Origin of the sequence: Pandoraea sp. ISTKB (assembly GCF_001721285.1) — a bacterium.
In the GTDB taxonomy this organism is placed as follows: Bacteria; Pseudomonadota; Gammaproteobacteria; order Burkholderiales; family Burkholderiaceae; genus Pandoraea; species Pandoraea capi.
In genome coordinates this window covers 1-14,785 of sequence record NZ_MAOS01000046.1, presented here as the reverse complement: position 1 = coordinate 14,785, position 14,785 = coordinate 1, and the positions used below count along the sequence as shown (strand labels likewise).

Sequence of the window (14,785 nt, the reverse complement as noted above, 5' to 3'; positions counted from 1 at the left end):
ATTTCGCAGGATTATCTCATAAAAATAACTCTCTATCTTTATGCGATAAACCGTTCGACTTCAATGCGACTTCAATTGGACTTCACGCCAACGCGGAAAATCACTTCACGCCACCGCTCTCCCATGCGCCATCCGTGTCGCGCGACAACAAGTGCTTGCGGATTCGCTCCGACGGCGTCGTCTCGAAGTGTGACGTCTCGCGATAGTAACGTGGCCGCTGGTAGCTGGCGAGCCGCTCGGACGCCCATTGCGACAACGTCGGCCAATCCACTGCCGCCTCGCGAAACTGCACATAGAGCATGACGTCCTGCTCGCCGATCTCACTCGCCACACCGATCGCTGCACACGCCGCCACCGCCGGATGTCGCGCGAACACGCGCTCGATCTCCCACGCCGACACGTTCTCCCCGCGCACGCGCATGCTGTCGGTACGTCGTCCGATGAAGACCAGACTGCCATCCGCCTGACGTCGCGCGCTGTCGCCGGTGTAGAGCTTGCCGTCGCGCAGTGCTTTGGCCGTGGCCTCCGGGTTGTCGAGATACCCCGGCAGGAACACACCCTCGACATCGCTCGACAGCACGATCTCGCCCGGCTCGCCGTCAGCGACGGGTTGCCCGTCGTCGTCGAGCAGCGCCAGCTTGAGCCACGGCAGCGCATGACCGATAGACCCCGGGCGGTCGGCATCGTTGAGCGTCGCGAAGCTCGAACACTCCGTCATGCCGTAGCACTCGCGCAAGGCGCACCCCAGCCGGTCGCGTGTCGCCTCCCATGCACTAGCCGACACGCCCGCGCCCCACGCCACACGCAGGGAGTTCGTTGCGGGCTGCGCGTCCCGGGGCAATTGCATGAGGATGTCGAGAATGCCGCCGAGGTAATGCAGATGCGTTGCCTGCGCCTGCTCGCACTGCTGCCAGAAGCGGCTTGCGGAGAATCGTTCGACCACGTGCATTTCGACGTCGACCAGAAACGGCAGCAACAGCATCTGCGCGCCGCCAATATGGCACAGCGGCTCCCAGAGGAACAGACGGTCGCCGTCACCGGCATCGGCCACGCGCAACGCGGCTTCGCTGGCGATACGCATCATGCGATGCGTGAACAGCACCCCCTTCGGCGCACCGGTCGTCCCCGACGTATAGATGATGCAAAGCACCGATGCCGGCGTGACGTTCGCTACCACGGGCGCCTTACCGGCATACGCCTCAGCCTGGGCCATGACGTCGACCAGCCAGTGACGCACGACCTGCGTGCCGTGATGTCCCGGTTGCTCGGCGGCCAGGGCAACGCCCGCGTCGAGCACCGCCGCAAACGACGGCTCCGAGATAAGCAACCGGGGCTTCGCATGACCGAGCAGATACTCGATACCGTCGCCCTTCAGGCGCGTGTTCACGGGCACCCACACCAGGCCAGAGAGCATGAGCGCATAAATCAGTGCGATCTGCGCGGCACTATTGCCCAGCATGACGGCCACACGGTCGCCGGGCACCAGCCCCTGCGCCGCGAACCAGGCCTGCATGGCGCCAACGCGCGCGGCCATCTGCGCGCGGTCGATGGCCTCGCCCTCGAAGACGACGACCGGCTTCGTCGACGCCCCGTGAAGCCCCGCCATGAGCAGCGGTACGACGTCGAGCTGGTCGCCCGCGGCCCGTTGCGGGAAGTACTGCGTGTAAGGATGTGAAGCAGGATCTGAAGCAGAAGACATTTGCGCATTTACCGGCGCGACTCGGGCAACGTTGGACATAGACATACGAGAATCCGCAGATATCAGTAGCTCTTGCGTTTGAAGATGGAAGACAGCCAGACGACGAACACCATCAGGAACACGAGCGACGTGGCGACTGCGGCCAGCGTCGGCGTGACGGCCAGCTGGATGTCGTCCCACATCTGCTTCGGCAGCGTGGTGTTGATTCCGCCGGAGACGAAGATGGCGATGGTCAGGTCGTCGAACGAGACGATGAATGCGAACAGGAAGGCCGAGCCGAGACTCGCGGCGAGTAACGGCAGCAGCACCGTGCGCACGCGGGTGAAGGCCGACGCACCGAGCATCTTGGCGGCATCGTCGAGGCGCCAGTCGAAGCGCTTGAAGCTCGCCGACAACGTGACCACGACGTAAGGAATCGCCAGCACGGTGTGACCGATGACGAGGCCCGCATTGGTGCCCGCCAGTCCCCAGCGTGCAAAGAGGTAAAGCAGGCCGACGGCAACGACGATACGCGGCACGATCAGCGGTGCGATGAACATCGCGAACAACGGCTTGCGCCAGCGCGACGGCAACCGCACGAGCGCCAGACTGGCACCGAAACCGAGGACCAGCGCCAACGCCGCCGTCGCGAAACCCACGCCGAGCGAACGCAGCAACGCCGCCTGCCACACGCTCGATTCGAGGAACGCCACGAACCACTTGATGGTGAAGAGTTCCGGCGGGAACGACACGAACGATTGCTTGGTGAACGCGAGCGGCACGACGAACGCGATCGGCAGTATCAGCGCCAGCACGACCGCCCAGGTGTACGCCTTGAGGCCCAGCCCACCCTGCGCATGCTCACGGCCGCGCGAGAACGACAACTTGTCTGCGAAACTTGCAATACGTCCCACAGCGATCAGCACCGGCAACATCCGTCCGCCCGACCCGGCACGCCGCTCCGGTGCTTCGCCTGCGAGCGACGACAGGCCGACGACCCGGTCATAGACGAAGAACACGACGATCGAGCACAGCAGCAACACCGTCGAGAGCGCCCCGGCAAAGCGGAGATCGAACAGCTCCAGCACAGACGAGATGACCAGTTGCGCCACCATCGACTCACGCGGCGAACCGAGCAGCGCGGGCACGATGAAGAAGCCCAGACTCGTGATGAAGACGAGCAGTCCGGCCGCCGCCGCGCCTGGGCCGGATAACGGCAGAAACACGGTAAAGAAGCCCGTCGAGCGGTCGGCCCCGAGTGTCTGCGCCGCCTGCACGAGTTGCATGTTGATGCCGCGCATGATCGGCAGCATCGTCATGACCGCCAGCGGCAGCATCGCGTGCACCATGCCAATCAGCACCCCGGTGAGCGAAGGCGCGAGCGTGCCCGCCGTGTCGATCAGACCGAGATGCGCGGCCAGCGTCGTGAGCAGCCCCGTGCGGGACAGCAGCAGCATCCACGCATAAGTCTTGACGAGATAGCTGGTCCAGAACGGCAGCACGATCCACAGCAACCAGCGCTCGCGCGAGCGGGCCGACAACCGGGCGAGCAGATACGCTACCGGATAGCCGAGCAACACCGACAACGCGGCCGTCAGAAACGCGATCCAGAACGTCGAACCGAGCACCTTGATGTAGACGGCCGAGTGCGTCATGCGCGCGAATTGCGCGACGGACAGCACGCCGTCGGCATCGTAAAGGCCGCCTTGCAGAATCTCGACGACCGGCACGATGAAGAACACTGCGAGGAACAGTAGCGCGGGCAAAGCCGGCAACCAGCGGGCCAGATGTTTCGGCCAGGCAATACGAGGCCCCGCCTGAGGCAGGCGTTGAACAAGCCACATGGCAAATACTCCTGAAGCGAATGACTCGGGCGCTCGCTCGAACGCCCCGAAGGTGGCTCAGCGCGTGAGCAGCGTGGCGCGACTGTGGTCCCACGCCAGTCCGACACGGTCGCCCACACGCGGCGTCAGCTCGCGCGGACAACGCACGGTGAAGTCCGCCACGCCATCACCTCCCCCACTGGCGCCCTGCCCCAGCGAAACGATGGCGCGCGTGTCCGATCCGAGAAACACGACTTCGCGAATCGTGCCGGCGAGCGCGCCGTCTTCGGGCGACGTCAGACGGGCCGCCTCCGGGCGCACCAGCAGACTGGCCGCCCCTGCTGCCGGAAGATCGGGACTCGGGCCGATCGGCACGAGACGCGTGCCGGCATAACCACCACCATTCGCGCCACCATTCGCGCCATGCTTGCCGTCAGCCGCCCCTTCCGTTGCCCCAACCCGCAGCGCCACACGGCCGTCGGGCAAGCGCTCGACCACACCGTCGAGCAAATTGGAATGCCCAAGGAAATCAGCAGCGAAACGCGTCGCCGGACGGTCGTACAACTGCGCGGGCGTACCGATCTGCTCGATGCGTGCCTGATTCATCAAGCAGATGCGGTCGGACAGCGTCAACGCCTCATCCTGATCGTGCGTCACGTAGATGAACGTGGCCCCCAACTCCTGATGCAGCCGACGAATCTCCAGTTGCATGTGCTCACGCAGCTTCTTGTCGAGCGCACCCAAAGGCTCGTCGAGCAGGATGATCGACGGACGAAACGCGAAACAGCGCGCGAGTGCAATCCGTTGCTGCTGACCGCCCGACAACTCCGAGGGCAGCCGTTGCGCAAAGGCCTGCATCTTGACCATCGCGAGCGCCGCATCGACGGCCGGGGCGAGTTCGGCGCGCGGCAGCTTGCGCATGCGCAAGCCGTACGCCACGTTCTCCCAGACCGTCATATGCGGGAACAACGCGTAGCTCTGGAAGACCATCCCGATGCCGCGCTTGCCCGGCGCGTCATGCGTGGCGTCGCGCCCGTCGATGAGCAATTGACCGGCGCTGGGCTCGACCAGCCCCGAGATCATTTGCAGCAGCGTGGTCTTGCCCGAGCCCGACGGGCCGAGCAGCGTGAGAAATTCCCCTGCCGCGACCCGCAGGTCCGTCGGCAGGAGCGCGGGGGTCTCGCGATACGTCTTGGCGAGACCGATGGTTTCCAGTTTGGTACTCATGTTCGTGCTCATCCTGCTCCGCTGTTCCGGTGTTCGCGACGCTTACGACAACAACCACGCGTTGAAACGCTCGGTGGCTCGGGTGCGGTTCTCTGCCCACCACTGCGGGCTCGGCAGACGCATGCCTTTCAGGTTGGCCGGCGCGGTCGGCAGCAGCGGCGCACGTTCCTTGGGAATGCCGTCGAACGCCTTGAGGTTGGTCGGGCCATACGCCAGATCCTGCGTAATGAGCGCCTGACGTGCCGGGTCCGCACAGAAACGCACGAACTGACGAGCGAACTCGGCGCGCGGCGTGCCCTTCGGAATGCCCCAGCCTTCGATGGAATACAGTCCCTGATTCCAGACGATCTTCACCGGCGCCTTGTTGTCGATGGCGGCCTGCGCGCGGCCGTTCCACGTCGACATCATGTCGACGTCGCCGTTCTGGATCGCCTGCATGGCCTGCGCCCCCGACGTCCACCAGAGATTGATGTGCGGCTTGATCTTGTCGAGCGACTTGAACGCACGGTCCAGATCGAGCGGATACAGCTTGTCGATGGGCACGCCATCGGCCATGAGCGCCTGTTCCAGCGTGTCGAGCGGGCTGCGGCGCAGCGAACGACGGCCCGGGAAACGCTTCACGTCCCAGAAGTCGGCCCACGTCTGCGGGGCGTCTTTCGGGAACTTGTCAGTGCGATAAGCGAGCACGGTCGAATAGACGTCGACACCGAGCCAGTCGGCGGTCACGGCCTCAGGCATGATGCCCGGGAAGTCGCTGACCTTCATGCCGATCGGTTCGAGGAAGCCCTTCGACTCGAGATAGGGAATATCGGCCGAGAGCGTGAGCGTCGTCACATCCCACACGAAGTTCTTCGTCTGCACCATCGCCGCAAACTGAGCGACCGGTTGCGAATCACGCGCCACGCTGACCACCTTGATGCCGGTCGCCTTCTCGAACGGATCGTAGAACGCACGGCGATACGCTACGGTGTACGGGCCACCGGGGTCGGAAACGATCAACTGCTTGGCTTGTGCGAAGGCGCCGCGCGAGGTAACCAACGGCAATGCGCCGGCCAGCGCGGTGGCGCCGGCCACTTGAAGCAGACGGCGACGGGACGGGTTTTGCGGGTCGTGCGAGTCAGACATAAGAAACTCCGCTTTGCAGTGGACAGGCGCGCCGCGCATGCCCTGTGTGGTTTGCCACGGTACGCGCTCGCTGGCAGCGCACCGTGACGGCACTTCATTCGATGACGATCTCTTCTGGAATGGACGTCGACGTCAGGCCTTCGCTGCTTCGGCCTTCGCGGCACGCTTGGCGAAGAAGGCGGCCATCATGCGCGCCGGCTCACCCGATTCGTACGACTCGCGCTGAATGCGCATGCCGGCTTCGATGGCGTCCTGGAACGTGCCTTCGGTCATTTCACGGAAGCGTTGTTTGTCCAGACGCATGGCCACCGGCGGCTTCTCGGCGAGTTCCGTCGCGATCTCGAGTGCCTTTTCGAACACTTTGTCTTCCGGCACGAGGTGATGGATCAGGCCCAGACGATGGCTCTCGTCGGCATCCATCAGACGACCCGTCAGCGTGAGTTCGATGGTGCGCGACAGGCCCAGCATGTGGTTCATGATCCACGGACCGGTCGTGCTGGCGATGCCGGCGTTGATCTCCGGCTGCCCCATGCGCACGCCCGGATGGCCCACGCGGATATCACCAAGCAGCGAGACCTGGAAGGCCGAGCCGGCGGCCGTGCCGTTGAGCGCCATCACCAGCGGCTTCTTCAGGCTGCGAATCACGTCGTAGTAATGCTCCCAGCCCTTGATCCACTCGATCGCGGTATCGCCGTCGAAGTGCTTCGCCTCGGCCAGATCCTGCCCGGCCGAGAAGGCGCGGCCCGCGCCGGTCATGATGACTGCCGCCACGTTGTCGTCTGCATTGAAGCGCTGGAGCGCGTCGATGATCAGCTCGCGCATGGCGATGGTCCAGGCGTTGAGCGCCTGCGGGCGATTCAACGTGATGACGGCAACCTTGCCAACCTGCGTGAAGAGAACTTCCTGTTCCGTTTGCTTTGCGGTCTCGCTCATTTGAACTCCATGGACATCGACGCGTGGACATCACGCGTGCATTGAGATGACGACAATGCGGTCAACGCATTTTTCGCTAAACAGTTATCTCAGTGCAATAACTGTTATTTGAAAGAAATATAGTGAGTTCAAAAAAATGGTGCAAGCTGAATCGCTTCAGGGTTTACCTCAGGCGGTTGCACCTTGGACCGCGGCGCACCTGGATGGTGGGTGACCTGTCAACGTTGACAGTTGTTGAGCCGCAGCGGCGAGTCTCAACATGACGACGCGATATCCCTGCCACGGCAAGCCGTAGCCCTTTGCATCGGAGGACGACATGAACGCATCAGAGAAAGGAATCAAGTCTCAGGGGAACGTTGGCAACGACGCAGCGAATTCGTTCGAACTCGTGGCAAAGCCAATGCCGAAGACCAGCATGGGCGCTGAGGGAGCGTTCATCTTCGGACCGACTGGCGGAGGCACGCGCGGCATTCTTATCGAAGCCCGCGCGCTACCCGGTGGGGAGCCAATGGAAGGCATCCCGTGCAGCATCATCTCCCTTTCGCCGGACCATGCGATAACGAGCGGCGCGATGGGGATGCCGATCAAGGATGTCCGATTCACCGACGCCAATGGCATCGCCGAATTTCCGGTGACCTACCGGCAAGACGCCGGATTGTTTTCCCCAGCCAGGTTCATCGTTGCAGGCGGCCCGTCGAATAAGGAATATACGGTCTACTTCATGCGGTGCCCTTCGGATCCGGACGAAGCGACTTACATTGCCGTCGTCTATCCTGCGCGCCCCGAACTAGGCGAAGCCTACGCCTTTAACCACGTCCGCGCTTACGGCATCGCCGGTCGATACATTCATGGTGCAGCAGGCGTGCCGTCCGAGGGCGAAGTTTCCGTTCGACTCCATCGACGCGACGGATCAATCGTCCTTGCCTACGAGGTAGAAATGTACTTTTCGGAGTCGTCCGGCAACATCTCCTTCCGATACGACGAGACATTGCAGGGGGACGACACAGATTACGACCTCGGCATCATGGAAGCTTATGTGTCGCGGCCACTGAACACGGAGTATCACATCGGCGGCCCTGACATCGACATCAGAATGAACCATCCGCCGCTTATCGAAAACTCGCGAGCACCGTTCCTCTATGCCCCTGTCAAGTCCGTTCCTGTGGGCGAATCCATCTACTTGCAGTGGCCGACGTACATCAACAAGCAACCCGGCGAAAAGTACCGATTGACCGAAGGTAGCGGAATGGACGTAGAAATTTTCCCGTTCACCTTCGGCGACGTCGCCCTCGCACGCCTGACGTGCAACAGGGCCTGGTCACCTGCCGTGCAACTCTATCGAGAGGTCGATGGCGTTGAGAAGATCATCGATACCGTTCTACTGAACTGGGTTTGAATCGTCGCACGCAACGGGACCTGTCAACGTTGACAGTTGTTGAGCATCTGCATTGATCTGAGGATGGTGATAGGAAGCGCCACCGCGGGCTCCGAGTATCGACATGGTTCACAAGGAGCGATCGATGTCTCGCAGATCCAAAGTCTCGTCTTACAGAAGCCCGTTGCTGACGCATTTGACGGCAACACAGTCCGATGCCGCCCGCAGTGCCGCCTACAGTGCCGGCGATGCCGTCGCGCTAAGTCGCCTGTCGTTGCGGCAACTGCTCGATGCGCAACCGGGCCTGCATATCGACGAAGCACGCAAGCTGCATTCACGCGCCGTGGCGGCGGGCATTGTGGTCGCGCGTCGCTTTCGCGAGCGTGAACTCACCCGTAGTGCCCGCACGTCCCCCGACTTCACTCCCGGCCTGGACAACCTGTCCTCGGGCCCGCAGTACGGCAACCTGTTCGACGAAGACTGGGCTGCGATGGCGCGCCCCAACGCCATCGAGGCGCGCACATCGCCTGCCGCGTATCTGCTGATGCTCTATCGCCGCGCACGCGCGCTTGAAGCCTCCGGCTCGCAGGACGCGTTTCGGCTCAAACTCGACGAGCGGCGACCGGACATCGGTACGGAAGTGATCGACGAAAAAGCGTTGCTGGACGAGGTCACCGCGCTCTCCCTCTCGACGCAGGTCCTCGAATACGCCACGCGCACCGCGATTTACGACGAAGCGGACGCGATGCTCGTTGCCCTGTCCACCCATAAGGACGACGGCACCGTCTTGCAGGCGCTGCACTACGCCTACGATCCAGTAGGCAACGTCGTGCGCATTGAAGACGCGACCGCGCCCGAGCGCTTTCATCGCAACCGGCGCACGGACGGTGTCTGCACTTTCGCATACGACACGATCTCTCAACTGTCGTCCGCCTCTGGACGCGAGAGCGCCTACCCCACGTTCGGACCAGGTCTGCCGGACCTCGACGACGACTCCCTGCTCCACCCCTATACCCAGTCGTATGCCTACGATGCGAGCGGCAATCTCGTTCAGATGCGACACGTCGGCGCGCAGTCGTTCACTCGCGATATGGCCGTCGCCCCGGACAGCAATCGTTCCCTGTATCACGAAGACGGCGCGCCGGCACCCGACTTCGGCAAGGGCTTCGACGCCTGCGGCAATCAAGCGGAACTCGAACCCGGCCAGACCATGCGCTGGAACGCGCGCCAGCAATTGGCCCAGGTCACGCAGATCCGCCGTCACGGCAAACGCGATGGGCAGGACGACGATGAGCGGTACGCGTACGACGGGAGCGGTCAGCGGGTCCGCAAGATCACGCGCCGTGTCGCCGCACGCGTGACGCATACCGCCGAGGTCCTCTACTTGCCCGCACTGGAGATCCGTCAGAACTCCGCGACGGGAGAAACGCTCCACATCATCTCGGTGCCCACCGGGCTGGGCGCCGTGCGCGTGTTGCATTGGGTATCCGAGCCACCGGCGTCGATCGGCAACGATGCCGTGCGCTACCGGCTCGATGATCACCTCGGCAGTCACGTTTGTGAGCTGGACGATAGCGCCGACGTGGCGTGCCGGGAGGGCTATTACCCGTTCGGCACCACCGCATGGCAGGCAGGACGCAACGAAATCGAAGTCAAATACCGTACGTTGCGGTATTCGGGCAAGGAACGCGACGCCACAGGTTTGCTCTACTACGGCTTCCGGTACTACGCGCCGTGGCTTCAGCGGTGGATCAATCCCGACCCGCTCGGGAGTGCCGACGGATTGAACCGGTTCGCGATGCTCGGCAACAACCCGGTAAGCCGGGTCGACCGGCATGGCTTACTGGGCGAGCAGGCCAGCGGTAACCTCTGGGCCACCGTCGCCATCGCATCGCTGCTCTTCGTCGCCGCGATTGCCGTGGCGATCACTCAGCGCCTCAGGCGTCCGGTGGCGGCAGTGGCACGTCGATTGTCCGGACAGGTCTCCCGCAAGACATCGGTCGATCCGTCGGGGGAATCGGGGCCAGCGCCGCCGGTCTCCACCGAAACCTATACCGTCAGCTACGCCGACAAGTTCAAACTCGGCGCGGCCGACGCCAAACGGATGCACGCCTTCAAAGAGGCCAATCCATCGATACTGCAAATCGTTTATCAGGGGAAGAATCTGGCGGGCGATTCGATCTACGCCGGGATCACCAACGAGCGACAAATCGATCAGTTGCGCACGCATCCGAACAACTTCGCGAAGCTCAAACTTCCGCGGCTGAAAATTGCCAATCCCGACGCGAGCCCCGCGCGAACGCACCGCTTGTCAGAGGGCCAGGCGTCGAACTCCTCGACCTCTGCCTGGGAGACAGTGTCGATTTCGAGCGCCGCCAGCAACAAGCGCTCCAAATCCGTCGCCACCGCCACAGCCACGCTCGATCCGGTGCGAGAGCGCACGCCGGTGCCCGAAACGCCGCCGCCGATTTACAACATCGTCGAATCCGACAAATTCCGAGAGCAGCGAGAATCGTTGAAGGGGGCGGCGAAGACTAGCGTGACGACAACGCTCACGAATCTTCTGCACGGCGAAACGACCAAGCATTTCCTGCCCGTCGTCGGCATTCCGGGGGTAGCCAAAGCCTATGCCGAAGATGTGACGGGCATCGACAGAGGACGCGGAAGATGGCGCATGTTCTATACCCGCGGCGAAGGCAATGAGTTCATCATCCACGGCATCGGCGACTACCACAAGGGTGACCACGGCATGAAGGCGATCAAATGGTGGTAGCCGGGAATCGATTCCTTCAACGAGCTTCCTTGTGCTTGCGCAAGCGCCGGATCGCCTGCAACTGGGCCACGGCTTCCGCCAGCTCCGCCTGTGCCTTCGCGTAATCGATGTCGCCCGTATGCTGCTCCAGCAACGCGGCGGCGGCCTCGCGCGCGCGCTCGGCTCGCGCCTGATCGAGACTGTCGGCGCGCATCGCGGTGTCGGCAAGCACCGTCACCCGATCCGGCTGGATTTCGACGAAGCCCCCCGCGATGTATAGAAACGTTTCGGTGCCATCGGACCCTTCGATTCGCACCGTCCCCGGGCGCACCCCCGAGAGCAATGGCGTATGTCCGGGGAGCACGCCCAGCTCACCTGCCGAGCCCGGTACTTCTACAAATCGTGCCTCGCCCGAGAAAATCGACCGCTCGGTGCTGACGACGTCCACCTTGAGTAAAGCCATGTATTCACTTCTCCCTGCAATGCGCCGCCAAGGACCGGCGGGCATCGCCTGAACCTGCTGCGGCGCTGTCACCGCGCCGTGTCTATCGTAGGGACTGCATCGAGCGGACACGGCGCAAACCGTGCCCCACTCACTTACAACGTACGCGGTGTCGCCACGCCAAGGTCCGTCGCCATTTTCAGCAGCGACTCCCAGATCGGCGGCGTGAGATCGACGTGATCGTGATGCTTCTTTCGATTATCCGCCTCGTACTCGCCCGGGTACTGCACCCGATCGAAACCGGGCTGCGGCGGGCACGACGTCAAATAATCGATGAACGCCTCCACTTCATGCGAGCGCCATGTCGCAGCGAAGTCGACCTGCGGATTGAGCACGATGGCGAACATGTTGTTCGTCGCCACCCCGGCGCGCGGATGCTCAGGCTGGATCGTACCGCCGCCCGAGAGCACGCCCGCCAGCAACTCCGTCACGATCCCCAGCGCATAACCTTTATGCCCGCCGAACGGCAACAATGCCCCGAACGGTTCCGTGAAAAGCGCATTCGGATCGGTGCTCGGGTTTCCGTAGCCGTCGATCAACGACCCCGGCGGCGCCTGCTTGCCTTCGGCGGCCAGCACCCGCGCCTTGTTGATCGCAATGGCGCTCGTCGCCATATCGACCACGAGCGGCGGACGGTTATTCGGCAGCGGACCGGCAAAGCACAGCGGGTTGGTCGTCAGACGCGGTTCGCTGCCGCCGAACGGCGCGACCATCGGCTGGCGGTTCGTCACGTTCGTGAACGCCATGAACACCAGCCCCTGATGTGCAGCCATCTCGCCGTACTGGCCCATACGCCCCAGATGATGGCTGTTGCGCAGCGTCAGGATCGCAACGCCTTTGTCGAAGGCGCGTGCAATGGCATGCTCGACGACGAACTTGCCGACGTGCTGGCCAAAGCCGCGATTGCCTTCGTACAGCAACAGGTTGCCGTGATCGGTGAGAACGCTCGGGCGTCCGGTGGGATTGACCTGCCCGTCTTCCAGCACTTTTCGGTAGGTCGGCAGGATCGAGAGGCCGTGGCTCGCATAGCCGACGCGGTCCGACTCGACCAGATGCTGGGCGACGTCGAGCGCGATATCGTCGGGCACGCCTTGCGCGAGCAATAGCTGCTTGCCGAAGTCGACGGCGTCTTTCAGGGGGATTCGCATTGTGACTCCTTGTTCAACGCACGCGTGGAATTACAGCCAGCCCAGCCAGCGCCAGTACGTCGCGGCGAAGACCAACAGCAACGCGTAACCGACGATCGTGACCACGATCCCGACACGCGCGAACTGCTTCGCCGTGAACGTATCGGTGCCCAGACAGACCATGTTTTGCGGTGCATTGATCGGCAGGATGAAACCGAAGCTGACCGTGAAGCCCAGCAGCATCGTCATGCCAAGACGGTTGAAGTCGCCCGGCAAGGTTTGCAGCACGGCGATCAGAATCGGCAGCATGGCCGACGTCAGCGCTGTAGCGCTCGCGAAACCGAGGTGAATGAGAATGAGGAATGCCGCCAGAATCGCGAAGATCCACAACGTCGGCAGCGAATCGAGGCCGGTGGCCGCCACCACATGATTGCCCAGCCACTGCCCCGCCTGCGTCGTGAGCAACGCGGTCCCCAGGCTGATACCGACACCGAACACGATCACCGTGCCCCAGGGAATGCGCGACTGCACGTCCTTCCACGTCATCACACCGAAACGCGGCAGCATCAGCACGACGAGGCCCACGTAAGTGACCGACGTCGTATCGAAGCGATGCAGCTTGCCTTCCGTCGCCCAGAACAGCAACAACCCGATCGACACGGCGAGCAGACGCTTCTGCGAGCTGGTCATCGGCCCCATCTCACGCAGTTGCGCTTCGACCGCTTCCTTGCCGCCGGCGATCGCATCGGCCTCGGGCGGCATCATCTTGAGCACCAGCACCACGAGGATCACCGACATGATGATGGCCCACGGCGCACCGGCCACGAGCCACTCGGCCCACGTAATGCGATCGCCGAGCATCTTGTCCATGAAGCCGACGGTCAGCAGGTTCTGCGCCGCGGCCGTCTGAATCCCGACGTTCCAGATACTCGTGGCCTGCGCCACGATGATCATCACACCGGCCGCGATGTTCGAACGCTTGTCGACACCGAACGCCGCAATCACCCCCATCATGATCGGCACCACACACGCGCTGCGGGCCGTGGCACTGGGAACGACGAGCGAGAGCAGGATGGTGACGGCGACCGCGCCGATCATGACGCGACGCGTACTCGTGCCGATCTTCGAGAGCGTGACGAGGGCGATGCGCCGGTCGAGTCCGGTGAGCGTCATGGCCGCCGCGATGAACAACGCGCCGGCAACCAGCGCAAGCGCCGAATTGGAGAAGCCCGCGAGCGCCATGCTGATCGCGCGCGAAGTGCCGTATTCGACACTGGGGTCCTGCACCGTAGGCGCCGTGCCCACGAGGAAAGCCATCAGCGAGGTGATGATGATGGCGCTCGCCTCGTACGACACGGCCTCGGTAATCCACACGACCACGGCGAAGGCGAGAATCGCCAGCATGCGATGCCCCGCGACCGGCAGGTCATCGGGCATGGGAATCAGGAGCACGGCAATCATCACGATCACACCGGCAATCAGTCCGATGGGAATCGCTTTCTTCTGGGGAGGGCTTTGCACAGATACGTCAGGCGTGCTCATAAGGGGGCTCCAGAACGGAATGGCATGCCGGCAGTCGGCATGTCTTGAGGAAATGCCACGCTTGAACTGCGGGTTAATCCTAACCGCATTGAACTTCGCGAGGCAAGCACGAGGGAATGGCAGACGCCGTGGGCCTTGCGGCCGGACAAGCGTGCAGATGCGACGATGACGAGCGCAGCGACGAACCCGGGTGACGGTGTCGTGCGATCGGCGTTCGCGCGAGATGTCGCAAGCCAGTCAACGTTGCGATGAGCGTGGCGTTGAGCGCGGCAAAGAACGCCGCGTGCGCGGAGGAAAGCGTTTAGAAGTGCAGTCCGAAGTATTCCGGTGATCCGGCGAAGAGTTGGGTGCTCAAAACGGGGTTGGTCAGCGCACGATGCCACACGGTCTGATACAGCCCCGTGAGGCCAGCGCGCGGCCCGGTCACCAGACCGTCCGTGCCGAACGTCAGCCCGGCGTTGCCCAGTGTTCCGCTCAACGTCCGACCACTCACGATGACCGGATCGGCGGCCCATGCGCCCGCTTCCGCGAACACATCGCGCCATGGCGCTGGCGCCACCCCGATAAGTGCGGGGGGCGGAGCGCCCGGCGGGGCGTAGGCCGAGACACGGGCCGCACGCTTCGCGCGCGCGGCCCGCGACGGCCGGGCGCCGTGCCCGGCGCTGGCGGTTGTGGACTTCGTCGCAACCGGTGCACCGGAA

10 protein-coding genes and 1 pseudogene are annotated in these 14,785 nt (G+C 63.3%); 2 read left to right on the top strand and 9 right to left on the bottom strand.

Annotated features, from left to right (window positions below):
• Window positions 1-100 precede the first annotated feature (100 nt).
• The 5 genes from A9762_RS17940 to A9762_RS17920 all read right to left on the bottom strand — a co-directional run bounded on the left by A9762_RS17940 (window position 101) and on the right by A9762_RS17920 (window position 6,786).
• Window positions 101-1,699 carry an AMP-binding protein gene (locus tag A9762_RS17940; protein WP_069343378.1) on the bottom strand — a complete coding sequence of 533 codons (1,599 nt, stop codon included), beginning with the start codon at window positions 1,697-1,699 and terminating at the stop codon, window positions 101-103.
• A gap of 62 nt (window positions 1,700-1,761) precedes the next feature.
• Window positions 1,762-3,522 (bottom strand): ABC transporter permease subunit, encoded by a 1,761-nt coding sequence (locus A9762_RS17935; protein ID WP_069343377.1) that lies wholly within the window; start codon window positions 3,520-3,522, stop codon window positions 1,762-1,764.
• 57 nt (window positions 3,523-3,579) lie between these two features.
• Window positions 3,580-4,728: an ABC transporter ATP-binding protein gene (locus A9762_RS17930; RefSeq protein ID WP_069343406.1), complete on the bottom strand. Its 1,149-nt coding sequence runs from the start codon at window positions 4,726-4,728 to the stop codon at window positions 3,580-3,582.
• A gap of 42 nt (window positions 4,729-4,770) precedes the next feature.
• Window positions 4,771-5,853 (bottom strand): ABC transporter substrate-binding protein, encoded by a 1,083-nt coding sequence (locus tag A9762_RS17925; RefSeq protein WP_069343376.1) that lies wholly within the window; start codon window positions 5,851-5,853, stop codon window positions 4,771-4,773.
• Between the two features lie 132 nt (window positions 5,854-5,985).
• On the bottom strand, window positions 5,986-6,786 hold the full coding sequence (locus A9762_RS17920) for an enoyl-CoA hydratase/isomerase family protein (RefSeq protein ID WP_069343375.1): 801 nt from the start codon (window positions 6,784-6,786) through the stop codon (window positions 5,986-5,988).
• 316 nt (window positions 6,787-7,102) lie between these two features.
• Here A9762_RS17920 and A9762_RS17915 point away from each other — a divergent pair, with 316 nt between their 5' ends.
• Window positions 7,103-8,182, top strand: a complete 1,080-nt coding sequence (locus A9762_RS17915; RefSeq protein ID WP_069343374.1) for a hypothetical protein — start codon at window positions 7,103-7,105, stop codon at window positions 8,180-8,182.
• Between the two features lie 124 nt (window positions 8,183-8,306).
• Window positions 8,307-10,934 (top strand): RHS repeat-associated core domain-containing protein, encoded by a 2,628-nt coding sequence (locus tag A9762_RS17910; protein ID WP_170836271.1) that lies wholly within the window; start codon window positions 8,307-8,309, stop codon window positions 10,932-10,934.
• A 16-nt stretch (window positions 10,935-10,950) separates the two neighbouring features.
• On the opposite strand, the gene A9762_RS17905 is transcribed toward A9762_RS17910, so the two are convergent.
• The 4 genes and pseudogenes from A9762_RS17905 to A9762_RS28940 all read right to left on the bottom strand — a co-directional run.
• On the bottom strand, window positions 10,951-11,376 hold the full coding sequence (locus A9762_RS17905; RefSeq protein ID WP_069343372.1) for a F0F1 ATP synthase subunit epsilon: 426 nt from the start codon (window positions 11,374-11,376) through the stop codon (window positions 10,951-10,953).
• A 134-nt stretch (window positions 11,377-11,510) separates the two neighbouring features.
• A complete protein-coding gene (locus A9762_RS17900; RefSeq protein WP_069343371.1) occupies window positions 11,511-12,563 on the bottom strand; it encodes an Ldh family oxidoreductase in 1,053 nt (350 codons plus the stop codon).
• A gap of 30 nt (window positions 12,564-12,593) precedes the next feature.
• Window positions 12,594-14,084, bottom strand: a complete 1,491-nt coding sequence (locus A9762_RS17895; RefSeq protein WP_069343370.1) for a DASS family sodium-coupled anion symporter — start codon at window positions 14,082-14,084, stop codon at window positions 12,594-12,596.
• Between the two features lie 301 nt (window positions 14,085-14,385).
• Window positions 14,386-14,785 (bottom strand): annotated as a pseudogene (locus A9762_RS28940) (hypothetical protein); the annotation flags it as partial.